This window comes from Flavobacterium sp. ST-158 (assembly GCF_058309975.1).
This window is the reverse complement of sequence record NZ_JBZEEN010000010.1, coordinates 76,809-102,504: the sequence shown is the minus strand read 5'-3', so window position 1 is coordinate 102,504 and position 25,696 is coordinate 76,809. Positions and strand designations below refer to the sequence as shown.

The window sequence follows — 25,696 nt, the reverse complement described above, 5'->3', positions numbered from 1 at the left end:
TTCAAAAACTTATCATTAACCATTTATCATTAACAATTAAAATGATTTACTTTATAACAGGTGGGGAACGCTCCGGAAAGAGTAGTTATGCCGAAAATTTAGCCAAAGAATTATCAGAACGACCCATGTATGTGGCTACAGCCCGAAAATGGGATGATGATTTCCAGAAGCGAATTGACCGCCATCAAAAAGATAGAGACGAACGTTGGATTAATATTGAAAAAGAAAAGTTTCTCAGTGAAATTGATTTTTCGGGACAAGTTGCTGTGATTGATTGCGTAACTTTATGGCTGACTAATTTTTTTGTAGATACAAAAAATGATGTGGAACTGAGTTTGATTCAGGCCAAATCCGAATTTGAATCGGTAGCCAATCAACCCAATGCAACTATTATCATTATTTCAAATGAAATAGGAATGGGTGTTCATGCTGATACACATATTGGTCGAAAATTTACCGAATTACAAGGTTGGATGAATCAATATTTAGCTCAAAAAGCCGATAAAGTAGTATTAATGGTTTCTGGGATTCCAGTTACAATAAAAGGAGGATTATGAATTTTGTAACCTCATGGTCTGGTGGAAAAGACAGCTGTTATGCCATGATGCAGGCAGTAAAGCAAGGATTGAAGCCAAAGGTTTTACTGAACATGATGAATGAAAACGGAAAGATTTCGCGTTCGCATGGTTTGCCTTTGTCCATTTTGCATCAGCAAGCTCAAAAAATGCAATTGCCCATAGAAACGGTTCCTGCTACTTGGGGCGATTATGAGGAAAAGTTTATTGGTATTTTAAAAAAGTTGAAAGCCAATTTTGAGTTGGATGCTGCCGTTTTTGGCGATATCGATTTGCAGCCTCATAGAGATTGGGAAGAGAAAGTTTGTAAAGCGGTTGATTTAGAAGCTATTTTGCCTTTATGGCAACAAGACCGCATTATTTTAGTGAATGAAATGATTGAAAGCGGGATAGAAACGATGATTGTTTCCTGTAATACCATGATGGGTGAGTCTTATTTGGGAAAGATTCTAACCAAAGAATTAGCGCTCGAATTAGCAGCTAAAGGTATTGATCCTTGCGGTGAAAATGGAGAATTTCACACCATGGTAATTTATTGTCCTTTGTTTTCAGATAAAATAACACTGCCCACTTTTAAAACTGTAGAGCATAATGACTATTGTTTTGTAGTTTGGGAATAATTGTTTTCAATAACAAAGGCAAAATCAATGGCAATGTCAAAAAAGCAATAAAAACATGAGTAATTTAGACGAAATAATAAAATCCCGTCGCGATACCCGTCATTTTACCAATGATGCCGTTCCTGATGCTGTTATTGAAAAAGCATTGCAGGCAGGACATTGGGCGCCTTCTGTTGGTTTGACCGAAGCTACTCGGTATTATCTTATTAAGTCAGCTGAAGTTAAGAAAGCCATCAAAGAATTGTTTTTAGAATATGATAAGAAAGCGGCAAAAAGTATCGATGATGAATCCCAAAAGGAACAATATCAAAATTTAAAACTCGAAGCAATTGAGGACGCTCCGTTGGGATTGGTAATTTGTTACGATCGTTCGGTGCTGAATCATTTTACCATTGGAACCGTTGGGAGTAATGAAGCGATAAAGTTTAGTGCGGTTTGTGCGGCGCAAAACATCTGGCTTTCACTTACGGAGCAAGGCTATTCAATGGGCTGGGTTTCGATTTTAAATTACTACGAATTCAAAAAAATACTTGGACTGCCTGAACACATGGAACCGCTGGGGTATTTTTGCGTAGGCAAACCCGCAACCAATTATGACAACCAACCCATGTTGCAACAGCTGCATTGGAAACAAAAATCGGAAGCACCTTGTATAACAGAAATAAACGAACTTTCAGCAATTGATAAAAAACAAACGGAAGTAAAAGCTGTTGCAAAATCTAATGCAGCTTTTTCTATAACTGCTTTGCAACATAAAATAGATCAAAAAACAAAACCGACAGGTTCTTTAGGTGTTTTGGAAAAAATAGCACTGCAAATTGGGACTGTTTTTCAAACTTTGGAACCTAAAATAACTAAACCTCACATTGTGGTTTTTGCTGCCGATCATGGCATTGCTCAGCATGGCGTAAGTGCCTATCCACAGGATGTTACCCGCCAAATGTTGACTAATTTCCTAGAAGGCGGTGCGGCGATCAATGTGTTTTGCAAGCAAAATAATATTGCACTTTCAATAGTTGATGCTGGTGTGAATTATGATTTTCCATCTAATACAGCACTTATTTCGGCTAAGATAGACAAAGGCACGCATTCGTTTTTAAGTGGTCCAGCCATGAGTAAAAAGCAAATGGAATTGTGTTTTACAAAAGGAAGCCAAATTGTAGCAAACCTTGCAAAACAAGGCAGTAATTGTGTTGGTTTTGGCGAAATGGGAATTGGAAATACCGCTACAGCTTCTGTTTTAATGAGTGTGCTTTGTAATTTTTCTATTGAAGATTGTGTGGGCAGAGGGACAGGAGTGAATGATGAAAAATTACAATTCAAGATAGACATTCTTAGAAAAGCCATTACTAATTACGATGGAGAAAAGGATTTAGAAAGTTATCTGACTTATTTTGGAGGATTTGAAATTTTGCAAATGGCAGGAGGAATGCTTGAAGCTTATCATCAAAATATGATTTTTTTAGTGGATGGTTTTATTTGTAGTGTTGCTTTTTTAGTGGCTTACAAAAAGAATCCGGATATATTAAAAAATGCCATTTTCAGTCATCAATCGGCTGAAAAAGCTCATAAGAAATTATTGGGATATTTGAATGTTTCGGCTGTTTTACAATTGGATTTGCGTTTGGGCGAAGGAACTGGCTGCGCTTTGGTTTTCCCAATAATAGAATCGGCTGTGGCTTTTTTAAATGATATGGCTAGTTTTGAAAGTGCTGGAGTGAGTGAGAAGTAGATTTTTTTGGCTAAAGCCAATATAAAAGAAATTTGGAAATCTCCAGATAAATCTGGAGGCAATTAAAAAGGAGATTTGATATTCCGAGATTTAAAGCAATTAGAATTTTTTTAATGAATTGCCAATAGCTTTAGCTATTGGAGAGAGAAAGATAAATCTTTGATTGGCTTTAGCCAAAAAAATAAAACAATTTAAAAATACAATTATGCCTTTTGTTAAAGTATATATTCATTGTGTTTGGAGTACTAAAAATAGATTTCCTTATTTAGATTCAATAGAATTGCGTCAAAAAGTTTGGCAGCATATACGAGAAAATGCAGTTCAAAAAGGGATTTTTATAGATTTTATAAATGGATATGCTGATCATTGTCATTGTCTTATTTCATTGGGTGTTGATCAAAATATTCAAAAAATAATGCAATTAATAAAAGGAGAGTCTTCATTCTGGATAAATAAGAACGGTTTGACTAAAGCAAAGTTTGAATGGCAAGATGAATATTTTGCCGTTTCTGTTTCGGAATCGATTATTGACAAAGTTCGAGATTATATCAAAAATCAAGAAGAACATCATAAAAAGAAAACATTTCAGGATGAATATGATGAATTCATGATTAAATTTGAGTTTGAAAAAAACAAATAGGATTTGGCTAAAGCCTTTTTCTTTCACAATTTTGTACCTCCAGATAAAGCTGGAGACAATTCAAAGGTAGGAGCTTTAGCTTGAATTGCCAACAGCTTTAGCTGTTGGTTTGTAGGTTGTGAATTTTATTGGCTTTAGCCAAAATGATATTGATATTTAAATAAAATGAAAAAAGAACTCCATATATTTTTTACCGCATTACTATTTTATACCCGAATTCCCTGTCCTAAAAATATCAATCATCATCCGGATTATTTAAACAAAGCTTCCCGTTATTTTCCGCTTATCGGCTGGATTGTAGGCGGAATAAGTTTTGTGGTTTATTATCTTTCGGCTTTTCTTTTCTCGAATGAAATAGCGGTTATACTTTCAATGATTGTCAGTATTCTGGTTACAGGCGCTTTTCACGAAGATGGTTTTGCCGATGTTTGCGATGGTTTTGGTGGCGGATGGACTAAGGAAAAGATTCTTCTAATTATGAAAGACAGTGCCATCGGAGCTTATGGAGCTATCGGTTTGGTATTGTTGTTTTTGTTAAAATTCCAGAGCGTAGTTCAGTTACTTGCAGAGGCAAATTCGATAGTGGTAGGTTTATTGTTGTTTGTTTCAGGACATGCTTTAAGTCGATTAGCTGCTGTATCTATTGTTTTTACTCATGAATATTCCAGAGAAGATGCCACAAGTAAAAGCAAACCCATTGCACAAAATTTTACCTGGAGAGAAGTTGTTGGGGCTTTCTTTTTTGGATTGTTACCACTTTTTACTCTTTCATTCTTTTACTGTCAAATGTTGCTAGTTGTTATTCCTGTTTTCTTATTCCGATATTTTCTGGCTCGTTATTTCCAAAAATGGATTGATGGTTACACTGGAGATTGTTTGGGGGCAACACAGCAAGTTTGCGAAGTAGTTTTTTATTTATCAGCAATTGCATTATGGAAATTTATTTAGTCCGACACACGGAGACAGTTTGTGAAAAAGGCATTTGCTACGGACAAAGTGATGTGGATTTGAAAGAACCTTATTTGGATCAATTTGAAAGTATAAAAAGCCAAATTCCAGCTGATGTTATTGTTTATTCCAGTCCGTTGTTGCGTTGTACCCAATTAGCAAAGTATTTATCAGATACAGTTATTACCGATTCCCGACTAATGGAAATGCATTTTGGCGATTGGGAATTAAAAAACTGGAATGCCATTCCCGAAGTTGATTATACCCCTTGGATGAACGATTTTGTAAATGTCGCTGTTCCTAACGGCGAATCATTTGTTGCTTTACACGAACGGGTGACTGATTTTTTTGAGACAGTTGTTACCAAAAATAAAGCTGAAAAAATAGTGCTTGTTACTCATGCTGGAGTAATTAGAAGTATTTTGTGCAAGCTGACTAATTTACCGTTGAAAGATGCCTTTACTAATAAAGTCGATTTTGGAGAACTGATAAAAATAGAACGATAGTTTGAGTTTGTGGTTTTTATTTGTCTGATTTTTAGTTTTTTAGGTAATATGAGTCAATTGTATATATAAATTTGATTTTTAGCTGAATTAAGTTTTATCTTTGCCGCCGTATTGAGGTTGTTGTTTTCTATTTGAAAATGGCATTAAAAGGGAATTAGGTTTAAATCCTAAGCTGTACCCGCAACTGTAAGCTACCAAGCTTGTTGTTATCTACAAAACCATTGTTCTGAGTAGTCAGGATGAGAAGGTAAACAACAAGACGCAAGCCAGGAGACCTGCCTATTACATCGAGTATCAAACTTTCGGGAAAAAAGGTTTGGGTATGGGTCATTCTATGCTTTTCTCCCATTTATTAGTCATGTAACAGTAAAAACTGTTATTAAATGTTTTTAAAAATGAACAAAAAAATCGTTCGTATTAGTGCGTTATTCGTGTTAATAAGTGCATGTGCTTTTGCGCAAAAAAAAGGAGTTATACTTACAGGGGCTAACGATTTAGATGAGGTTGTTATTTCAGATTCTAAGTTTGCTTTACCTAAAGAAAAATCAGGAAAAGTAATTGTAAAGATTACTGCTGAAGATTTGAAAAAAAGACCAGGACAATCTGTAGCTTCCGTTTTAAACACGGTGGCTGGAGTAGAAGTAAATGGAAGTAATAGTAGTGCAGGAAAAAATTTGGGTTACTATATTAGGGGAGGGCGTAATCGTCAAACCTTAATTTTAATTGATGGTGTGCCTGTTACAGATGCTTCTAATATCAATTTAGAATACGATTTGCGTTTGATTCCAGTGGAGCAAGTGGAAAGTATTGAGATTATGAAAGGAGCTGCTAGTACGCTTTATGGTACAGGAGCTGCCACAGGAGTAATTAATATTACCCTTAAAAAAGCAGAAAAAAAGGCTATAGCTGGAAATGTTTATATGAGTTTAGGGACACAAACAGATGCTAAGCAAAAAGATTATTCGGTTCAAGATTACAATCAAGGATTTTCATTTAATGGGAAGACAGAAAAATTCAATTATTTTGCCTCCTTAAATAGTGTTGAGACTACTGGAATTTCGGAAGCAAGACCAGCATCTGATGCTGATACTTTTGAAGCAGATAGTTTTTCAAGAGTAAATAGCTTGGTGAAATTAGGATTTACACCTACAAAAAAATTAAGTTTTGATTTTTTTGCCAATTATGATAGACTAAAGAATGATTTTGATGCTGATTCATTTGTGGATAATGCCAATAATTATGGTAAATCTGAGCAATATCGTGTAGGTTTTTCTCCTAAATATAAATACGATAAAGGGGAATTAGTGGTTAATACAGCAGCAAGCTTAATGGATCGTAATTCTTTTTCAGGTGGAGGATTAACAAAATACAAATCTAGAAATGTTAGTGTAGATGCTTTCAATAAATATCAAATTCTATCGGATATTTTTATCGTTACTGGAGCTCAGTTTCAGTTTTTTGATATGTCTTCTACTAGTATATTTGGTCCTATTGCAGAAGAATTGGCTACGTTTAATTTGATTGATCCTTATGTAACAGCAGTTTATAATTCTGACTTTGGTTTCAATATCAATACAGGTGCTCGATTGAATATTCACAGTAAATACGGTAATAACTTTGTTTACAATGTTAATCCTTCATTTTCCTTTTCTGAAATTCCTTTAAAAATTATTACTTCTTACAGTACAGCTTATATTACTCCTAGTTTATTCCAGTTGTACGATGGTTACTCTGGAAATATAAATTTGACTCCTGAAAAAAACAGCACTATAGAAGCTGGTTTTGAATTAGCATTATGGGATAAAAAAATCAATATTAATGCAGTAGCCTTCTACAGAGAGCAAACCAATACCATTGGATATACATCTGGATATATGAATGTAAAAGGAGAAAACAATGCTAAAGGAGTTGAAACCATGTTTTCTTATTTGTTATCCAATACATTAAAATTGAACGCTAATTATACCTTTACACAATTTGAAAAAGCTTTAACTTTTAGCCAACGCATACCAAAACATAAAGCGAATGTTTCTTTAGATTATCAACCTACGGCTAGAACATTTTTTAATGTTAATTACCAATACGTTGATCAGAGAGCAGATGCTTATTATGATTCAGTAACGTTTGCGGCAATACCAGTTACTTTGAATGCATATCAATTGTTAAATGCAACAGCAAGATATGAGTTAATTAAAAACAGAATGTCAGTATTTGCAACGGCTTCAAATATTTTAAACAAAGACTTTTATGAGGTTATAGGATATACTACTAGAGGAAGAAACTTTAAAGTAGGATTGAATATTACATTGTAAAATGTGGATTGAAATATAAAATCCCATCTCTTTTTAAATAAGGAGATGGGATTTTTGTTTGGTGTAAAATTGAAATTTTATTGTTCCAAGTTTGAAATAAATTCAGAAATAGAATGTGCAATTTTGTCCTGTGCTTTAGTATCTGATACTTTTTCAAATCCTGAGGACACCATTAGTGTCACAATCAGCAATACATAAACGACTTTTTTCATTTGGTTTATTTTTAAATGGTTGGTTCTTATTGTTATAAACTCAAATGGATTGTGAATTATTGTTCTTCTGTACTAAAATACATCAAATTAAGTCCTCTAAGTGTTTTAGAATCATTAAGATATTGTAAGTTGTCTGTTTGTTTTTCTGGGATTATTTTAGCTGTTCCTGTAATTTTACCAATAGCGGTAGCTAATAAAGGCTCATTTGGATCGCCAAGAGTTCCCATGGTTTTTATTCTTTCGGTTAATTGGTAATCCGGAGTCAATCCGGTATTAAAATAATCACCAAAACCTACGGCATTTACAGAATAAGCCACAATAAGTTGCATGGCATAACGATGAGAAGGATTTACATTTTTTTTAGAAAGAGAAGGTGAATCGTATAGGGTTACAGAAGCCACATTTTTTCCATAAGTATAATCACCTATTTGCACTACATTAATATAGGGATCGAGACCGTTTATAATGAGTTCACTAGCCGAAGCGGTATTTTTTGTTGTTAAAACATAAACAGTAGAAAGATTCAGACTGTTTAATGCATTATTATCTAAAGTGCTAACAAAACTGTATTTTCGATTAAGATATGATACTTTATTATTGTAGGCTAGTTCGTCAAAAATCTGACCGGTAAATTGTCCTGTAATCATACTGGCTAATCGCGCTGCTGTAGCTACTTCACCTCCGCCATTGTATCTTAAATCTAACACTAAATCAGTAACCCCCTCTGATTTAAAATAACCAAAAGCATCGTTAAGTTGGGAATCATATTTCGAATAGAAACCATTATACATCAGGTAACCTATTTTATGAGCACCATTGGTGATGACTTTTTTTAGATAAATAGGATTCTCTGCTAGGCTTGTTTTAGTTAGCGCCAAATTTTTTCCATTAGGTGTAATAACAGTATTGTTGTTGCTGTCATAAGTAAGATCAGCAAAATTCAAAGTGTAATTTTCATCAGCACTGAATAACAAACTGCGAAAATTGCTTTGAGTTAAAGCTGTTCCATTGACTCCGTAAAAAACGTCACCGCGTTGAATATCTTTGTTAGCTGCATCAGAATTAGGTACAATATATTGAACATAACCTATTACTTGGTCACTGTTTGGTTTAGTAAGGCTTAAACCAAATTCTATGCCGTTGCTTTTGGTCGTTCCTTGTAATTGATTTTCTAAGCTAAGATAATCGCTCACAATCCAGCTATTCTTGTCGACAACTCCATATTTTATAGCATCTTCAGAATCAGGTGCTCTGTACAGTAAATGTTCAAATAAATTTTCGGGAGAAGAAAAGCTTTCTAGAAATGTTTCGTAATCGGTATTTGTGGCAAACCTTTTATCGGCTAAATCGGGAACATTTTCTTGCCATAAATACACTTGATTCATTCCTCTCCAAATGAATTTTTGGACATCAAGTGCTGTTGGTTCAGCTAATGTATCATCATTGTCCTGACAGCTTTGTAAAAACAAAAAAGGGATTAATAAGAGTAGAAAGAGTTTGTATTGTGTTTTCATATTTTGTTAACTATATAGAGGAATTAACGTAAAAATACTATCTTTAGTTTTATAATTTGTTTTTTAAAAATGAATAAAATCATTTTTTTTGCATAAATCTAAATCTTTTGACGTTATAGCTTAAAAAGCTACTGTTATTTTTTTGGCATAGAAATGGTAAGTGTAAAATATAAAATGAGTATAATATTAATATAAAGATATGAAAATGAAAAAAGTACTATTTACATTATTCGTTGCTTTAGCTTCGAGTTCGTTTTACGGACAAGCAGTTTTTGATCAATTTGATGGACAAGAAGAAATTGTTTCGGTAATGGTAAATAAAAAAATGTTTGAGTTAATGAGCAAAGTAAAAGTGGATGCTTCGGATAAAGAAACACTACAATACCTGAAATTAATTCAGAATTTAGAAAATTTAAAAGTTTTTTCGACTACGAATACTACAGCTGCAAAAAAAATGAGAGAAGTAGCAGAAACCTATATTAAATCGGCTGCTTTGGAAGAATTAAAAAAAGTAAATGATAATGGCAAACAAGTTACAATTGATGTAAAAAGAGCTGGAAATAACAATCAACTTAATGAATTTGTAATGTTTATTGATGATGATGCAAATGGGATTAATCGCTCGGTATTGATGTCTTTAACTGGAGTTTTTAATTTAAATGATATTTCAATTTTAACAGACAAAATGCAAATTCCTGGGGGAACCGAACTCAAGAAGTTAACTCAAAAATAGAGTATTGTTGAAGTATAAAAAAAGCTGTTTCAGATGAAACAGCTTTTTTGTTTTATGAACTAGAAAATGTTATTTGCAAAACATTTTTAGGTTCTTAGCGGCACTTTGACTTCCTAGTTGAACCGCTTTAGCAAAATCAGCGCAAGCACTTTTCTTGTCGTTTAGATGGTTGTAGGTCAGTCCTCTTAAGTTGTAAGTGATATAGTCTCCCGAATTAAATTTAATAGCCACATTGCAATCTTTTAAAGCGTTTTCATAATCCTTAAGTTTGTAATAAATATTGGCTCTGGTTGTATAGGCATAAGTATTGTCGTCGTGCATTTCTAAGGTCTTGTTTACATCGACTAATGCGCCTTGAAGATCATCAATTTTTATTTTTTCCATACTTCTGTTTAAATAAGCAACAACAAAATCAGGTTTCAGTTTTATGGCTTTGTTATAGTCTTGTATGGCGCCTTGAGCATTTCCTGCATTAGATTTTTTCATGGCTTGGTCAAAATAGTTTTCGGCAGTTTGGCTCCATCCAAATGCAGTTAAAAATAAGAAAGCAGTTAAGATTAGTTTTTTCATGAGTAGGGGATATTAAAATAAAGTTTAAGGGTGATAAAAATAGCTAATTGAAAATTATTTTGATTGTTAATTTTTGGAATTTTAATTATATTAATTTTTTAATGAATGCATTAATGGCTTGTTTTTTGATAATGAAGGAAGAAATATATTTAAAATTGTATTTTTAACACATAAAGGAATTGTTGTCAAATTTGTTGACAGCCTAAATTAAAATTAGATTTTATGAAAACAAAAAAAATTAAAGCGGCCCTACTTATTGGGTTGATGGCTTTTGGCTCTTTTGCCAAAGCGCAATCAGTAACAGTAGCAGCTGATGAACTGAATAAAGCTAAAGAATGGATTAGTACTTTAGAATTACATAATAGCGAAAAAGAGACACGATTGGTTCAGGTGGTAGCTACTCATCTTGCTACTGTAAAAGATTGGCATAATTCGCATCCAGTGTCTTCAGTTCCAGCTGGAATTAATCCATTAGATGGAAAACCGCTTTCGGACCTTTATAGACAAATTATTGCCGATTCTGCTATGCCTTCAACAGTACATGAAGACTTGATGAACGGATTGAGAAAAGATTTAACGGAAGAACAAGTAGCGACAGTATTAGACAAATACACGATTGGAAAAGTAGCTTTTACAATGAAAGGTTATGAGGCTATTGTGCCTAATTTTACAGCAACAGAAAGGGCTGAGATTCAAAAATTATTAGAAAAAGCACGTGAACAGGCTGTAGATTACAAGAGTATGAAAGAGATATCGGCTATTTTTGAAATATATAAAACAGAAGCCGAAAAATATTTGAATAATCATGGTCGCAACTGGCATCAGATGTATGGAGATTATGTGAGAAAAGTAAAAGCAGAAAAAGCGGCGGCTGCTAAAAAAGAAGCAAAATAGTCTGTTTTTTTGGGAAGATAAAAAAGGGTCTTTAATCATTGAATTAAAGACCTTTTTTTTTAGTAAAAAAGATTGGTTATTATAAAAGGGGTAGCTGGTAGTTGCCATTTTTCATATCACATTGTGATTTTTTTCATTGTGTTCTTTGGTTAATTTTTTTAGTTTTAGAAAATCCAACCATGTAATTTCCGGACCAGATAGGAGTAAATGAAAACTCCCTATTTTCATTTGTACATAATTTTTTGGAACAGATTACAACCTTATAATGCTTGATAATAAAGCTGTAATAGTAAATAAGCATAGAAAGAAATAATAAGAGAATATAAGATGAGTTTTTTTATCTCCTTGAATGAGAATAACTATTTTTAGCAATTTTGAAAAACAACGTAATAAAATTAAAAAATCCCAGTCACATTTCTGTGGCTGGGATTATAAATTGTCCTCTTATTTAGAGAATGAAAAATTGATTCAAAATATTCTAACTAATATCCTTCATTTTGATCTGCTTGTGATATGGCATTATTATTAAGAATTTCAGTTTGAGGAATCGGATAAACATAATTTTTATCAGTAATATTAGCAGGACCATTGTTTTTTAGGTTTCCTCTAAAATTAGTGTTTTTAATAGCATCTACTAGTCTTTTTGTTCTAACTAAATCAAACCATATTTGACTTTCATAACAAAGTTCTCTAGATCTTTCAGCAAAAATAAAGTTTAAAAAAGTATTGTCCGCTGGCACTGCAGCTGGTGTAAAAGTACCATATCTTTTTGCACGAAGGGTACTTACTAAATCTAAAGCATTAGTAGTTGGTATACCACCATTTAGTTCAGCTTCGGCTTCTGCCACCATTAACATAACATCAGCGTAACGCAATAATGGGATGTTATTAGGAGTTGCACTTTTAGTTCCAGTAAAACCACAAGGAGCTAAATATTTTGCAGCATAAGGGTTACCACTATTTACTTTATTACAACTAGCATTAAAAGTATAAAATGCTACATTGACATCTTTTCTGCTATCATTTGTTTCAAATTTATTGATTAAAGTTAAGTTAGGACGTGCATGATTTTGTCCACCTGGAGAGCTTGGTGGTCCATTAGGAGCAAAAAGTTGTACAGCAAAACTACCATCATTATTAAAACCACTTGCACCGTGCATTTGAACATCAAATAGGGTTTCCATATTTCCATCATTATCGGCATTAAAAATAGCAGCATAATCAGATGTTAAACCATAATTGGTATTGCTTAATACCATATTTCCATAGGTAATAGCATCAGTAAAAGCTTGATCAGTATCCACAAATTCGTAACCAGGTAAAGGATTGTATTTAGACAAAGAAGCCAATGTAAGATTAACTTTGCATAAAAAACCTTGGGCAGCTGCTTTTGTTGCTCTACCTAATTCTTTTGAATTAACGGTGTCTGGTAAATTATCTATAGATTCTTCAAAATCTTTTTTAATTTGTGTATATACGGCCTCTGCACTAGCTCTTGGGGTATTTATATGCTCTAATGATTCAGTTTCTTTTGTTAATAATGGTACACCACCATATAGTCTAACTAAATAAAAATAGTATAAGCCTCTTAAAAATTTAGCTTCGGCAATATATCTATCCTTGTATTTGGCTTCAATATTTGTACCTGGTAAGATGTTAATTATTGCATTTGATTGGTTTACTCCACTGTACAGGTTAGTCCAGATATCATCTAAAAAGTTATTTGTAGGTGTAATATCATAATTCATAAATTCACTATAAAAAGCACCTGCTAGTGTTTTACCAGTAAAATCATCTGTTCCAAAATTTGCGGCAACTAACAATCCCTGTTTGAATGAGCCACTCCCTTTTTCGGCAGCTAGTTTTTCATAAGTTCCAATAAGGTATGATTCAGCCCCTTCTTTTGTGTTTAAAACCTTTTTATCTAACAAAGAATAGGTTTGTTCCTCTAAGAAATTCTCACATCCGGTTGTGGAAAATAGAATTCCAGCGACTAAGATGTATTTTATTTTATTTAAAAATTTCATATTATTAAAATTTAAAATTTAACATTTAAACCCATAGAAAATGATTTTGGTCTTGGGTAATTAAAAAAGTCAACTCCATAAACACTTGGATTATTAGAGGTTATTTCTGGGTCAAATCCATATTTATAATTTGTAAGAATAAGTAGGTTATCTGCAGAAGCTGTAAGGGTACAGTTACTAATACCTAAGGCTTTGTTAAGTTTAGAAGGTAGATTATAAGATAACTGTACATTTTGTAACCTTATAAAAGAAGCATCTTGTACATAATATGAAGAAGCAACAGCTTTTCCAGTATTGTCACTAAGGATAGGGATTTTTGTATTTGTATTGGTTGGTGTCCAAGAATTTTTATACAAATCTACTAACAGATTATTTGAAATTCTACCACCCAAATGATACATATTCCAATTTTCAATTTGGTTTCCTTCTTGGAAAGCAACAAAAACGGAAAGTCTTAAATTTTTATATCTAAATGTATTTCTTACTCCACCATAGCTGTTTGGAGTAGCATCTCCAATAACTTTTAAATCATAAGTGTTAATTAATCCATCAGGTACACCGTTTGGACCACTTATATCTTTAAATTTCATATTTCCTGGCATTGGATTACCAAAAACTGGTACACCAGGAAGGATTTGTCCTCCTTCATCAAAATCGCTTGCTTGATACACGCCGTCAGCTACATAGCCATATAATGAAGTTGAAGAATAACCTACTTTTAAGATATTAATACTTTCTGAACTAGAACTACCAGCTACACTACCAAAAGGGATTTCGCTTTGAGAACCTAAATAGGTGATTTTATTTTTGTTAATGCTATAATTTAAATCAACATCCCATTTGAAATTTCTATTTTTAATAATAGTTCCGTTTAAAGATATTTCGATCCCTTTATTGTTTAAGGAACCAACATTTTTAAATACTCTATCAAAACCACTACTTCCTGGAAGAGGAGCATTTAGCAATAAATTTTTAGTGTCTTTATTATAAATGTCTGTTGATAAAGAAAGTCTGTTTTTAAAGAAACCTAAATCTAAACCAATGTTAGTAGTTGTTGTAGTTTCCCATTTTAAGTCAGGATTTGAAATACTTTTTTCATTTACACCTTTTATCAAAATACTTCCAGTATAATAATCAGAAATTGTAGCAGTTCCTATAGAACTGTAAGAAGGAATACCTTGATTACCAATGCTTCCATAACTTAACCTAAGTTTGAATTGATCAAATACATTTAAATTTTTAATGGCATCTTCATCACCAATTTGCCAAGCAAACGCCGCTGCTGGAAAGAAAGAGTATTTATTATTACCTTGGAATTTAGAAGAACCATCAGCTCTTAAACTGGCAGTAAAAAGATATTTTCCGTTAATAGAATAATTTGCTCTTCCCAGATAGGAAATTAATGACCATCTTTGCTTATTTGAGCTATAGGAAGGGGCTGATAATGCTGTTTGTATAGCATCTGCTTTGTTTATTTCTATAGGGAAATTGTTTACTTCAATCGTGCTACTATTCAAGGTATTTTGTTGCATAGTATAACCTAGCAATACGTCTAATCTATTAGTTTCATTAAAATATCTTTTATAGTTTAATGTATTTTCATTCAACCAGTTGATTGTTTTAACATTTCCTAACACAGCTAAACCATTTAGGTTTCTACCTTGAGCAACTTCTCTACCCATATAGGTAGTATTATCTGATCCTGAAATATAACCACCTACAGCAACTTTTAAACTCAAGAATTTAGAAAAGTCATAGGTTAATGAGGTATTTAAGCTGTTTCTGAGTGTGTTATATATTTTGTCGGTATTTTTCACATAGCTTACAGGACTAGTATAAGTATCATCAGTTTCATCTTCACTTGGAATATTAAAATTTATGGGTCTGCTTAGAAGAATTCTATTAACTAAACCAGCATTTGGTCCTTGTCCAGATCCACTTATTTGACCGTTTAGGATAGTATAACCAGTATTTATTTTAAAATCAAGATTAAGTTTACTAGTTAAATCAGAATTTAAATTTAATAAAAAAGAATATCTTTTAAAATTAGATTCTTTTACTAAACCATCGGTTGTATTGTATCCTAGAGATGTGTAATATTTTGTTTTATCAGTGGATTTAGATAAACTAATATTGTAGTTTTGATTTATAGGACTTTGGGTTAATGCTTTTTGCCAGTTCATTCCATCAGCATCTGTATAAATAATTGGTTCTCCAGTGTCTTGATCAGTATACAAAGGATTTGTTGGATCAATTTTACGCATGTTTTCAGCATAATCAGCTGGTCCTAAAACTTTCATTTTGTTAAAGTTATAGGTTGAATAGGAGAAATTAGAAGAGAACGAAATATTAGGTTCTCCTTTTTTTGGTGTTTTGGTAGTAATTATAATTACTCCATTAGCACCTCTTGAACCATATATTGCAGCTGCACTTGCATCTTTTAAGATTTCTATGGATTCTATATCGTTAGGATTTAAGTAGGCTAATGGATTTCCTACAGTTGTACTTTGTGGGGCACCTCCAGCATAAATTTCATTAGGATTACTTTCTATAGGCACCCCATCTACAACATAAAGTGGATCACTAGAGGCACTAATGGAGTTATTTCCTCTAATTTTGATACTTACTCCAGCTCCAGGTTCACCACTACTACTGGTAACCTGAACCCCAGCGGCTTTACCTCTTAATGCATCCGAAAAGGAAACTGCTGTCGCATCAGCCAATTGTTCAGCTTTAATAGAGGTTACTGATCCAGTTACGTCTTTTCTTTTCTCAGTTCCGTAACCAATTACGACTACCTGATCAAGTTCATTTACGTCTTCTGTTAATTTTATGCTCACAAAATTTCTGCTTCCATCAGCAATATATCTTCTGGGTTTAAAGCCCATATACCTAAATACTAAGGTGTCATTTATAGGTACTTTTATGCTGAATTCACCATTGTTGTCTGTTAAAGTACTTGCTTTTTTATTAGTAAGCATAATTTCTACTCCCGGTAAAGATTCATCATTTGTTGATGAAACGACCTTACCTTTTAGTTCGATTATTTTACTTTGAGCATGCGTCAAAGAAACAAACATAACTAAAATTAAAGGTAGTAAACCTTTAGTTGTAAATTTTCTTTTCATATTAAATATAGGTTTGTGGTTAAAAAAGTTATGTTCCAAATCTAACATTTCTATACCGACAGAATTAACACAAATTGACTAATTTATTGTATATAATGGACAACTAAAACAAATAGTGTTTTAATCTAAATATGGCGCTATCCTTAGTAAAATCAAGCCTTGAGGTTGATAATTTTATATTTGTATAAATATTTATTTACAAAAAAACAAATTAATAACTATAAAAAACTCTTAAATTAAATATGTATTTAGAGTTAATGAATTCAATTTTATACAATTGATAATTGACTAAAAATTAAGACCTTATTTGTTATGCTCTGTTTGCAATAATGAAATATACATATATTAAGGTATAATACCAATATTAACGGTTGCTTGTTACCTAGCTCTAGTTAGCTATATCAACAATGTTTTGTTGCATATTCAAAAGTATTAAAAGATTTTAAAGTAGATAGCTTTATAATCTGAACTCTGTAATGTCAAATTATTTTAACATCCTCTTTTTTATAAAATTCATTTAACATTCCTAAAGTTAGTTGTTATACAAATAAAAGAGTAATTGTAGTTCGTGTTTTTTACTCAAAAGAAAGAAATATATAGAGTTCAACAATTGGATAGTTTTTTACATACGAATAAAAAGAGGTTTAAACCGCTTAAATAGTATCATAAATAGACCAATAAAAATAATTCCGTCATTTTTTATTCCTCTAGTTTTGAATCATACAAATAACTGTATGTTGTCTTAAAAAAAATGATTATGAAAAGAATTAGTGTTTTATCATGCTGTAAACTTTTTTTATCTTTTGTGTTAATAGGTGTTTTATGCTCTTTTAACTTTAAAGAAAATGAAGTAATCAGTATCAAATTTGATCCAAAAATTAAAGATTATACGCCAATTGTATTAGAAGCAATACATAAAGCAGAAGCAGAAGGCGCTTATAAAATTATTTTTGAAAAAGGAGACTACCATTTTTTTAATGATAAAGCTTTTGAAAAACTTTGTTTTGTATCTAATCATGATGATGGTTTAAGACGAATAGCTTTTCCTATAATAGGGTTTGATAATTTTGAAATTGATGGCGGTGGTGCTAATTTCCTTTTTCATGGACCAATGATTCCTTTTGCAATCGAAAAATCCAAAAATATTAAAATATCCAGCCTTAGTGTAAATTGGGAATATACTTTTAGTAGTGAATTGAAAGTTGTGGCTACTGATAAAGATAAAAAAAGTATTGATTTTAAAATCAGTGATCAGTATCCATATAGAATTGAGAATGGCAATTTAATTTTCTTTAGAAAAGATTATGAGCATACACTGGAAACAGGTTTCTATTGGGATCCTAAAACAAAAGCTGTGGCTTATAACTCAGCAAAATGTGCTCCGATTAAAACTAATAGAGGGGTATTTGAAAAATTTGAACCAATACCTGAGGTTTTTTTGTATGAACCTTTTGTTTTTAAAACAATGGATAACAAGATGCCTTTAGCAATAAAAGCAGTTCAATTAGAGCCAGGTTTAGTGAGAGTAACAGGAATAGATACTGAGTTACCTAAAGTTGGTTGGATTTATGTTTGCAAAGGATACAATTCAGAAAACAGATATTCTCCTGCTGTAAGAATTAGCGGTTCAGAAAATTTAAAACTGCAAGATATTCAAATTTATCATGCTGGTGGAATGGGGTTAATCGCTGAAAAAAGCACAAATATAGAGTTAGATAAATTCAATGTTATTTTACCTGAAAAAAGCACTAGAATGGTTAGTACTACGGCTGATGCTACCCATTTTGTTAATTGTAAAGGATTAGTAAAAATACAAAATTGCAGATTTGAAAACCAATTAGATGACGCTACTAATATTCATGGTGTTTATACTGAAATAACGCGTATTGTTTCTAATAAATCAGTGGAGGTCAAATTAGGTCATTTTCAGCAAAGGGGGTTTGATTTTGCGCAAGCAAATGATTCTTTAGCTATAGTGGATAAAGGATTGTTAACAAAGAAAAAAATGGCAGTAGTAGATAAAGTTCAAGCGGTTAATAATAAATACTTAATTATTACTTTTAAAGAGGACTTGAAAAACTATTTTAAAATAGGGGATTTGTTAGACAATATTTCCTGGTATCCTGAAGCTATTTTAAGAAACAATATTGCAATTAATAATAAATCGAGAGGTTTTTTAATCTCGACACCCAAAAAAGTGCTTATTGAAGGAAATACTTTTAGTAACATGATGAGTGCTATTCTTGTTGATGCTCCAAAATTTAATTGGTGGTATGAATCAGGAAATCCTCAAGATTTAACGATAAGAAATAATAAGTTTTTAGATGGAGCTTATGGAACTGCAGGCAGACAAGCATTAATTGAAATTCACACACAAAGTCCGGGTTTAGTAAAAAATATAAAAATAACAGACAATAGTTTTACAACTTTTAGTCCATTTATACTTAAGGCTGAAGGGGTGTATGGGATTGAGTTTACTAACAATAAAATTCAAGAATCTTTTAATTACCCAATAAGTCTTAAGCCTAAGGCTATGATAATGTTGCCAGATTGCGAAAACATTAATGTTTCTAATAATCAAGTTGTTGGTTTTAAAGGTTTTAAGTTGGTTGAAAAAGAGCTTCCTTAAGTCCTGTAAAAGACAGCGAATGAGATATAAAAACAAATAAGTGTTTAAAAAGTGTTATAATAAAGTCAAAAAAGAGCTAAATTAAATGTGTAGTAAATTCTTTTTAGGAAGCAAAAACATTATTTTAGCTAATGCTAATAGTATCTAAATCAGTATCGTAGTTTTTTAATAAAAGAATTTTTTAGATATTGAAAATAGAAAGTGAAGTGCAATCTAAGGAACAAAGAACAAATATTTTTTGTTCCTTGATTTGTTATTATTTTTAATGGTTTGTAAACTAGTATGATTTTGACAGACTGTTGATAAATTGTTTCGGTAGAGTTTTATTTTTCGCAAATAATTCTTTGTTAGTTCCTTTGGCTTTATTAATCTTTTTAGTGAAAATATTTATATAATAATTTTTACTAAAATAAATTTTCAATTTAAATGCGATTATATATTGTTATTCTTATTTTATGGATTTTACCAAAATTGGGGTATTCTCAAAGCTCACTTAATATAAGTAATGGTTTTCCGCATACAGATTCATATGATGTTACTCAAGACAACCGTGGGTTTGTTTGGTTTGCAACCTTAGATGGGTTATGCAGGTTTGATGGAAGCAATGTGGTTACTTTTAAACCAAATTATTCTTTAGATCACAATATTACAAATAGCAGGATATTGAATGTCATCTTTGATCAACAATATCATGGTTTGTGGTTGGGAACCCAAGGGAGCGGATTATTGTTTTTTGATATTGAATCCGAGAAATTTAGCAACATAAAAGAAAATGAAGCGGGCCAATTTATTTCTGACATTTTTATTGACTCAGGAAGGAGGTTATGGATGACTTCAGATAAAGGCTTGTATTTTACACTGTTAAAAAATGTCGAAAAACCAGAGGATGTTACTTTTGAGAAAATTAAAACTCAAGGCTTAAGAGAGATAAAAACAATTTTTGAAGATCATAATCAAAAAATTTATTTTGGAACTCCTAATGGAATCTATAAATTGGTTTCAAATAGTAACCAATCGGGCTATGGATTTCAGAAGTTTTTACCAGAAATGATTTCTTCCTGTAATGTAATAGCCGAATTAAAAGTGGGAGAATTTTATTATTTTCTAATAGGAAATAGAAAAGGTTTATTTAAATTCAATTTTCAAACAGGAGAAATTTCTAATTATAAAAATTATGCCGTTTCCTGTATATATGTAGATGAGACAGAGCAGAACATTCATGTAGGAACTACAAATAATGGTGCTGATATTATAAAAATTAGCGACTTTATTAAGTTGGATACAAGCATTTCAGGTATAATAAACAATAAGCAACCTGAGGTAAAAAAAATTTTTAAAGATAGTTTTGGAACTTTATATACCAGTGTGTTAGGCCATGGAATTTATTATAGCAATTCCTTCAATAAGAAATTTATTTCTTATCCTAAAGCATCTTCTAACTGGAAAGTTCCTATAAAACAAGTTATCTGTTTTACCTCAAAAAATCCAAATGATATTTGGATTGGTACTCGAGGAGAAGGAGTGGTATTAATGGACAGGGCTAAGAATAGCTTTAAGTTTCTAGACAATACAACCTTTGACGCTTTTAGCAATAAGAATTATATTTCATCTCTGTTATTAACAAAAAACAACAACCTTATTGTAGGTACTTATGATGGATTGTATGTTTTAAATGATATTAATACTGATGCCATCAAAAAAGGAATTAATCCTAAATTAACTACTATTAATACTGGTTTAGAAAATTCAAGAGTAAATAGATTAATTGAAGATAAAAACGGAGTTATCTGGGTAGCTACATCAAAGGGAATGCTTTTGATGAAAAATAACAAAATAATTAAACATATTAATGATATCAGTCTTAAGAAAGCTAAAATTGAATTAAACTTCATTTATAATATTTTTTTAGATGAGGATAGTCATAAGGATTTCTTTGAACTTTGGGTAGGAACAATAAAAGATGGCCTATATAAATTAAAACTATCAAAAGATTATAAATTGATAAGTACCCAATTTTTTAATGTAAAAAATCAAACTTTAAGATCTAATTGGGTTACTAGTATTATTAAAAGTAAAAATCAGCTTCTTTACGTGGCAACGCTTGGTGGAGGGTTAACCGTAATAGATCTTAAAAAAAATATTGCGATACATTATAATAGAAATAATGGCTTATTAACGGATGATGTTGAATCCATCTTAGAAGATAATGATGGCAATATTTGGATAGGCTCTAAAGGCTTAACTAAGTTTGATTATAAACATAAAAAGTTTTCTTATTATGATGCAAATGATGGACTTCAAAGCAATTCATTTAAGGTTTGGTCCGCGTTTAAACTAACAAATGGGGAATTAATATTTGGGGGAATTAATGGCTTTAATATTTTTAATCCAGCCAGTATAGTCAATAATAATATACCGCCTAAATTAGCATTGACAGCATTAAATGTTGAAAATAAGGTAGTGACAGTAGGTGAGGAAGTAGAAGGTGATATAATCCTTCCTAAGAGTATTAGTTATTCTAAAGAGATTTCTCTGAACCACCGTATTAAAAGTTTTAGTATTGATTTTTCGGCTATTCACACCCAAAACAGCGATAAAAAAAGATATAAATATAAACTTTATGGTTTTGACAAAGATTGGATATATACAAACAATAAAAGAAATTTTGCGTATTATTCTAATTTAAAACCAGGAGAATATAAATTTTTATTCCAGGCTAATAATGGTGATGGAATTTGGAGTAAAGTAAGTACTCCTTTAATTATTAATGTATTGCCTTCTTTTTGGCAAAGTTATTACAGCTATTTAGTATACTTTCTAATAATTATTATTATAATTTATTTTTCAACAAAGTTTGCGCTTGTTAAGGTTAAGACTAAAAATGAAATTCAGTTTCAACAATTTAAACAGGAGCAAGAGCTAAAAAGTTACCAGGATAAGGTACAGTTTTTTACTAATATATCTCATGAATTAAGAACACCACTAAGTCTTATATTAACTCCAATTGAGCAAATATTTGATTATTCAAATCTTTCCAAAGAAGTGTTTGATAAATTAGATGTTGTATATAAAAACTCTAAGCGATTAAAACACTTAATTGATCAATTACTAAATTTAAGAAAATATGAATTAGGGAAAGTTGCAATAGAGACTCAAGCTACTGATTTATACTTTTTCATGCATCAGATTTTTTCTCAATTTGAAGACATTGCTGCTAACAATTCGCTGGAATTTGTAATGAACGGAAAAGAAAATTTATATGCTTTAATTGATGTAAATAAATTAGATCAGGTTTTCTTAAACCTAATTTCTAATGCCATAAAATTTACACCAACACATTCAAAAATTGAAATCAATTTAGAGCAAAGAAATCATTTTGTTTGTATTGAAATTAAAAATTATGGAAGCTATATTGCTCCAGAAATACAAACTAAAATATTTGAGCCGTTTTTTAGAACCGAAGAACACGAACCTATTGAAGGTTATGGTTTAGGATTATCTATAGCTAAATATCTTGTAGAATTGCACAAAGGAACTATCAAAATTGATAGTCAAAAATTTAGTGATAAAACAAAATCGTATACTTCGTTTATAGTTGAGCTTCCTTACTTAGAAGACTACCACAATTCTCCTGCTTACCAAAAAAACAATTTAAAAAAGGAGAAAACAATAGTTGTTGCTGAAGATAATGAAGACATGAGAAATCTATTAATAGATTATCTTAAAAGCGAGTATGATGTAATTGCCTGCAGAAATGGGGTAGAGGCCATGGAAGCTATAAAAGCAAGCCATCCGGATTTAATCCTGACCGATTTAATGATGCCCGAAATGGATGGTTTAAGCTTAATTAAAACCGTCAGAAAAACTAAATTTTTGGCACATATCCCTATTATTATCATTTCGGCAAAAGGATCTGAAGAAAGCAAAATTGAGGGATTGCAAGCTTTAGCAAATGATTTTATTGAAAAGCCATTTAATTTAAGAATACTGAGTTTAAAGATTCGCAATTTAATACAATCTAAAGAAAAACTAATGGCGCAAGGGCATCTAATAGAAAAATTAGAACCTACAGAAATACAAGTTTTAGGCTATAATGAAAAAGTTTTTAGTGATGTAATGGCGGATATTGAAAAAAATATTGAAAACCATCAATATACCGTATCCGATCTTTGTGATAATATTAATTTAAGCAGATCTAAACTCTTCCGCATTATCAAATCCGAGGCAGGGATGTCTATCAATGGATTAATTATAGATGTTAGGTTAAAAAGAGCAGCACAATTATTAAAACAAAATAGGTATTCAGTAGGAGAAGTCATGTATATGGTTGGTTTTGAAAATGCCTCTCATTTTAATCGTTCCTTCAAAGCTAAATACGATGATACTCCTAAAAAATATGCTACAAATAATAACAATAATATAGATAATGAAGATTAAGAAAAGATTAATTACAATGATGTTTATGCTGGGCGTTTGTTTTGGGTATGCTCAGGAAAACCAACAAGCAATTTTAGCAGCCCAAGATTTAATAAAAAGGGTACTGCCCCAACATTATAAACAAATAGAACTGGCTTACCTACCTTCCATAAAAAAAGATACTTTTCAAATTTCAACACAAGCCAATAAAATACTTTTAAAAGGAAACAATACTATTGCACTTGCATCAGCACTAAATTGGTATTTAAAATACAACTGTAATGTTAACTTTTCGTGGAATGGCTCGCAGCTAAATTTACCAGAGCAATTGCCTTTGCCTGATAAACTTATAACTAAAGCTATTGAACCAGATTACCGTGTGATGTTTAATTACTGTACATTTAGTTATTCTATGGCATGGTGGGATTGGAAACGTTGGGAAAAAGAGATTGATTTTATGGCCATGAATGGTATCAATATGCCTTTAACCGTAGTGGGTTTAGAAGGAGTTTGGTACAATAGTTTACTTAAAATGGGCTATACTGATGTAGAAGCTCGAAAATTTTTAGCAGGACCAGCTTTTATGGCCTGGCAATGGATGACAAATATTGAAGGTTTTGGTGGACCACTGCCTAAATCTTGGATAGACAGCCATATTGTATTAGGAAAACAAATCATAGAGCGTGAATTAGAATTGGGGATGAAACCTATTCAGCAAGGTTTTTCAGGATATATCCCACGTTCTTTTAGAGAAAAATTTCCTAATGCCAAAATGCAACAAACAAAAAACTGGTGTAATTTTGAAGGATGTGAGCAGTTAGACCCTCTGGACCCGTTATTTACTAAATTTGGTAACGTTTTTTTTCAGGAGCAAAAAAAACTGTTTGGTCTTCATGGTTTTTATGCTGCCGATCCTTTTCATGAAAGCAAACCACCAAGAACGGATAGCATATACTTAGATGCAGTAGGTAAAACAATTAAAAACCTAATGTTGTCAAATGATAAAGATGGAATTTGGGTAATGCAGTCTTGGAGTATTAATGAAAAAATTGTTAAGGCGGTTGAGAAAACAAAACTTTTAATACTTGATTTGAACGGTAAAAAAGCAGCTACTAAAGACAATTTTTGGGGGTATTCATTCGTAACAGGGAACTTGCATAACTTTGGTAATCGAATAAATTTGCATGGTGATATTAGTCTTTTAGCTTCAAATCAATATAGTTCTTTAAAAGAAACGGCACCAAATCTTGTTGGAAGTGGCTTGTTTATGGAGGGAATTATGCAAAATCCGTTGTATTATGATTTAGCTTTTGAAATGCCTTTTCATGCTGAAAGTATTAATTTAAAAAACTGGTTAAGTGATTATGCAATAAGACGATACGGTAAAAAAACAGATAATAATCAAGAAGCAATACAACTATTGGCTACTAGTGCCTATAAAAAAGGTACTAATGGTGTAGAAGCGAGTTCAATGATTGCCGCTAGACCAGCAATTATTCCTAAAAAATCAGGCCCTAATGCTCCTTTTAAAATTACTTATGATCAAAAGGATTTAATCAAAGTATTAGATTTATTATTAGCTGATTCCTCTTTAAATCAATCTGATGGTTACAGATACGATATTGTTGATATCCAACGCCAAATATTAAGTAATTTATCCCAAAAAATTGATGCTAAAATTAGCGAGGCTTATAAAGCTAAAAATCTTCAAGATTTTGAATTGCATACACAACGATTTTTAACCTTATTAAAAGATGTGGATCAATTAACTAAAACACGCCCCACATTAAATTTTAATAAATGGTTAGCGGATGCTCAATCCTGGGGAAACAATACCGAAGAAAAAAATCTTTATGATTTTAATGCCAGCATGCTTTTAACGCAATGGGGTTCTGATGGAGGAAGAGACCCACTAATTTTTGACTATTCTTGGAGAGAGTGGGGAGGTTTAATTGGGAATTATTACTTACCACGCTGGCAGAAATTCTTTGATTTTCTTCATAAAAATCTAAAAGAAAATAGTAATTATACCGAAGAAGGACTTAAAATGACTCATGGAAGGCAAGCATTAAGAGCTAATCCTTTTTATGATGATTTAGCTAATTGGGAAACAAAATGGATCAATACACCCAAAAAAGCAGAATCACTAGTGCCTAATCAAGAATTAAAAACAGTTCTTGCTTTGCAAAAAAAGTATCAGCCTTTGTATAATATTTATTTGCAATAACATTTTTTGGATT

General features: G+C 31.6%; 17 protein-coding genes and 1 riboswitch. Of the genes, 12 read left to right on the top strand and 5 right to left on the bottom strand.

Features of this window, described 5'->3' with window-relative positions:
• The first annotated feature begins 41 nt into the window (after positions 1-41).
• The 7 genes from AC4FRF_RS14755 (at position 42) to AC4FRF_RS14725 (ending at position 7,333) form a co-directional block, all read left to right on the top strand.
• Complete coding sequence (locus tag AC4FRF_RS14755) at positions 42-557, top strand: bifunctional adenosylcobinamide kinase/adenosylcobinamide-phosphate guanylyltransferase (RefSeq protein WP_491160549.1); 516 nt, start codon at positions 42-44, stop codon at positions 555-557.
• On the top strand, positions 554-1,195 hold the full coding sequence (locus AC4FRF_RS14750; RefSeq protein WP_491160547.1) for a Dph6-related ATP pyrophosphatase: 642 nt from the start codon (positions 554-556) through the stop codon (positions 1,193-1,195). Before AC4FRF_RS14755 ends, AC4FRF_RS14750 begins: the two co-directional genes overlap by 4 nt.
• A gap of 55 nt (positions 1,196-1,250) precedes the next feature.
• Positions 1,251-2,927 carry a nicotinate-nucleotide--dimethylbenzimidazole phosphoribosyltransferase gene (gene cobT, locus AC4FRF_RS14745; protein WP_491160545.1) on the top strand — a complete coding sequence of 559 codons (1,677 nt, stop codon included), beginning with the start codon at positions 1,251-1,253 and terminating at the stop codon, positions 2,925-2,927.
• Positions 2,928-3,132: 205 nt separating this feature from the next.
• Positions 3,133-3,567, top strand: a complete 435-nt coding sequence (gene tnpA / locus AC4FRF_RS14740) for an IS200/IS605 family transposase (protein WP_491160543.1) — start codon at positions 3,133-3,135, stop codon at positions 3,565-3,567.
• A 165-nt stretch (positions 3,568-3,732) separates the two neighbouring features.
• Positions 3,733-4,515: an adenosylcobinamide-GDP ribazoletransferase gene (locus AC4FRF_RS14735; RefSeq protein WP_491160541.1), complete on the top strand. Its 783-nt coding sequence runs from the start codon at positions 3,733-3,735 to the stop codon at positions 4,513-4,515.
• A complete protein-coding gene (gene cobC, locus AC4FRF_RS14730; RefSeq protein WP_491160539.1) occupies positions 4,500-5,021 on the top strand; it encodes an alpha-ribazole phosphatase in 522 nt (173 codons plus the stop codon). The genes AC4FRF_RS14735 and cobC overlap by 16 nt, the downstream gene beginning before the upstream one ends.
• A gap of 96 nt (positions 5,022-5,117) precedes the next feature.
• Positions 5,118-5,318, top strand: a riboswitch (cobalamin riboswitch).
• A 98-nt stretch (positions 5,319-5,416) separates the two neighbouring features.
• On the top strand, positions 5,417-7,333 hold the full coding sequence (locus AC4FRF_RS14725) for a TonB-dependent receptor plug domain-containing protein (protein WP_491160537.1): 1,917 nt from the start codon (positions 5,417-5,419) through the stop codon (positions 7,331-7,333).
• 77 nt (positions 7,334-7,410) lie between these two features.
• On the opposite strand, the gene AC4FRF_RS14720 is transcribed toward AC4FRF_RS14725, so the two are convergent.
• Together AC4FRF_RS14720 and AC4FRF_RS14715 are read right to left on the bottom strand one after the other, a co-directional pair.
• Positions 7,411-7,545 (bottom strand): hypothetical protein, encoded by a 135-nt coding sequence (locus AC4FRF_RS14720; protein ID WP_491160535.1) that lies wholly within the window; start codon positions 7,543-7,545, stop codon positions 7,411-7,413.
• Positions 7,546-7,601: 56 nt separating this feature from the next.
• A complete protein-coding gene (locus AC4FRF_RS14715) occupies positions 7,602-9,059 on the bottom strand; it encodes a GFO_1087 family putative carboxy terminal peptidase (RefSeq protein ID WP_491160533.1) in 1,458 nt (485 codons plus the stop codon).
• A gap of 205 nt (positions 9,060-9,264) precedes the next feature.
• Between AC4FRF_RS14715 and AC4FRF_RS14710 the strand changes: the two genes are divergently transcribed.
• The gene (locus AC4FRF_RS14710) at positions 9,265-9,792 is read left to right on the top strand and encodes a GFO_1090 family protein (RefSeq protein WP_491160531.1); all 528 of its coding nucleotides are present in this window, start codon (positions 9,265-9,267) and stop codon (positions 9,790-9,792) included.
• Positions 9,793-9,861: 69 nt separating this feature from the next.
• On the opposite strand, the gene AC4FRF_RS14705 is transcribed toward AC4FRF_RS14710, so the two are convergent.
• The gene (locus AC4FRF_RS14705; RefSeq protein WP_491160529.1) at positions 9,862-10,362 is read right to left on the bottom strand and encodes a tetratricopeptide repeat protein; all 501 of its coding nucleotides are present in this window, start codon (positions 10,360-10,362) and stop codon (positions 9,862-9,864) included.
• A 222-nt stretch (positions 10,363-10,584) separates the two neighbouring features.
• On the opposite strand from AC4FRF_RS14705, the gene AC4FRF_RS14700 reads away from it, so the two are divergent.
• Complete coding sequence (locus AC4FRF_RS14700; RefSeq protein ID WP_491160527.1) at positions 10,585-11,256, top strand: DUF3826 domain-containing protein; 672 nt, start codon at positions 10,585-10,587, stop codon at positions 11,254-11,256.
• Between the two features lie 482 nt (positions 11,257-11,738).
• Here AC4FRF_RS14700 and AC4FRF_RS14695 read toward each other — a convergent pair whose 3' ends face one another.
• Both AC4FRF_RS14695 and AC4FRF_RS14690 read right to left on the bottom strand, forming a co-directional pair.
• Positions 11,739-13,283, bottom strand: coding sequence for a RagB/SusD family nutrient uptake outer membrane protein (locus AC4FRF_RS14695; protein ID WP_491160525.1), 1,545 nt, complete (start codon positions 13,281-13,283; stop codon positions 11,739-11,741).
• An 11-nt stretch (positions 13,284-13,294) separates the two neighbouring features.
• On the bottom strand, positions 13,295-16,411 hold the full coding sequence (locus AC4FRF_RS14690; protein ID WP_491160523.1) for a SusC/RagA family TonB-linked outer membrane protein: 3,117 nt from the start codon (positions 16,409-16,411) through the stop codon (positions 13,295-13,297).
• A 757-nt stretch (positions 16,412-17,168) separates the two neighbouring features.
• On the opposite strand from AC4FRF_RS14690, the gene AC4FRF_RS14685 reads away from it, so the two are divergent.
• From AC4FRF_RS14685 to AC4FRF_RS14675, 3 genes are all read left to right on the top strand, one after another.
• Positions 17,169-19,040: an alpha-1,3-galactosidase-related protein gene (locus tag AC4FRF_RS14685; protein ID WP_491160521.1), complete on the top strand. Its 1,872-nt coding sequence runs from the start codon at positions 17,169-17,171 to the stop codon at positions 19,038-19,040.
• Between the two features lie 426 nt (positions 19,041-19,466).
• Positions 19,467-23,477: a response regulator gene (locus tag AC4FRF_RS14680; protein WP_491160519.1), complete on the top strand. Its 4,011-nt coding sequence runs from the start codon at positions 19,467-19,469 to the stop codon at positions 23,475-23,477.
• The gene (locus AC4FRF_RS14675; RefSeq protein ID WP_491160517.1) at positions 23,467-25,683 is read left to right on the top strand and encodes an alpha-N-acetylglucosaminidase; all 2,217 of its coding nucleotides are present in this window, start codon (positions 23,467-23,469) and stop codon (positions 25,681-25,683) included. The genes AC4FRF_RS14680 and AC4FRF_RS14675 overlap by 11 nt, the downstream gene beginning before the upstream one ends.
• The last annotated feature ends 13 nt before the right edge of the window (positions 25,684-25,696 follow it).

Coding starts and splice junctions, on each gene's coding strand:
- AC4FRF_RS14720 (WP_491160535.1), bottom strand. CDS start 7,545: ATGAAAAAAGTCGTTTATGTATTGCTGATTGTGACACTAATGGTGTCC.
- AC4FRF_RS14690 (WP_491160523.1), bottom strand. CDS start 16,411: ATGAAAAGAAAATTTACAACTAAAGGTTTACTACCTTTAATTTTAGTT.
- AC4FRF_RS14755 (WP_491160549.1), top strand. CDS start 42: ATGATTTACTTTATAACAGGTGGGGAACGCTCCGGAAAGAGTAGTTAT.
- cobC (WP_491160539.1), top strand. CDS start 4,500: ATGGAAATTTATTTAGTCCGACACACGGAGACAGTTTGTGAAAAAGGC.
- AC4FRF_RS14725 (WP_491160537.1), top strand. CDS start 5,417: ATGAACAAAAAAATCGTTCGTATTAGTGCGTTATTCGTGTTAATAAGT.
- AC4FRF_RS14715 (WP_491160533.1), bottom strand. CDS start 9,059: ATGAAAACACAATACAAACTCTTTCTACTCTTATTAATCCCTTTTTTG.
- AC4FRF_RS14675 (WP_491160517.1), top strand. CDS start 23,467: ATGAAGATTAAGAAAAGATTAATTACAATGATGTTTATGCTGGGCGTT.
- cobT (WP_491160545.1), top strand. CDS start 1,251: ATGAGTAATTTAGACGAAATAATAAAATCCCGTCGCGATACCCGTCAT.
- AC4FRF_RS14680 (WP_491160519.1), top strand. CDS start 19,467: ATGCGATTATATATTGTTATTCTTATTTTATGGATTTTACCAAAATTG.
- tnpA (WP_491160543.1), top strand. CDS start 3,133: ATGCCTTTTGTTAAAGTATATATTCATTGTGTTTGGAGTACTAAAAAT.
- AC4FRF_RS14700 (WP_491160527.1), top strand. CDS start 10,585: ATGAAAACAAAAAAAATTAAAGCGGCCCTACTTATTGGGTTGATGGCT.
- AC4FRF_RS14695 (WP_491160525.1), bottom strand. CDS start 13,283: ATGAAATTTTTAAATAAAATAAAATACATCTTAGTCGCTGGAATTCTA.
- AC4FRF_RS14750 (WP_491160547.1), top strand. CDS start 554: ATGAATTTTGTAACCTCATGGTCTGGTGGAAAAGACAGCTGTTATGCC.
- AC4FRF_RS14735 (WP_491160541.1), top strand. CDS start 3,733: ATGAAAAAAGAACTCCATATATTTTTTACCGCATTACTATTTTATACC.
- AC4FRF_RS14685 (WP_491160521.1), top strand. CDS start 17,169: ATGAAAAGAATTAGTGTTTTATCATGCTGTAAACTTTTTTTATCTTTT.
- AC4FRF_RS14705 (WP_491160529.1), bottom strand. CDS start 10,362: ATGAAAAAACTAATCTTAACTGCTTTCTTATTTTTAACTGCATTTGGA.
- AC4FRF_RS14710 (WP_491160531.1), top strand. CDS start 9,265: ATGAAAAAAGTACTATTTACATTATTCGTTGCTTTAGCTTCGAGTTCG.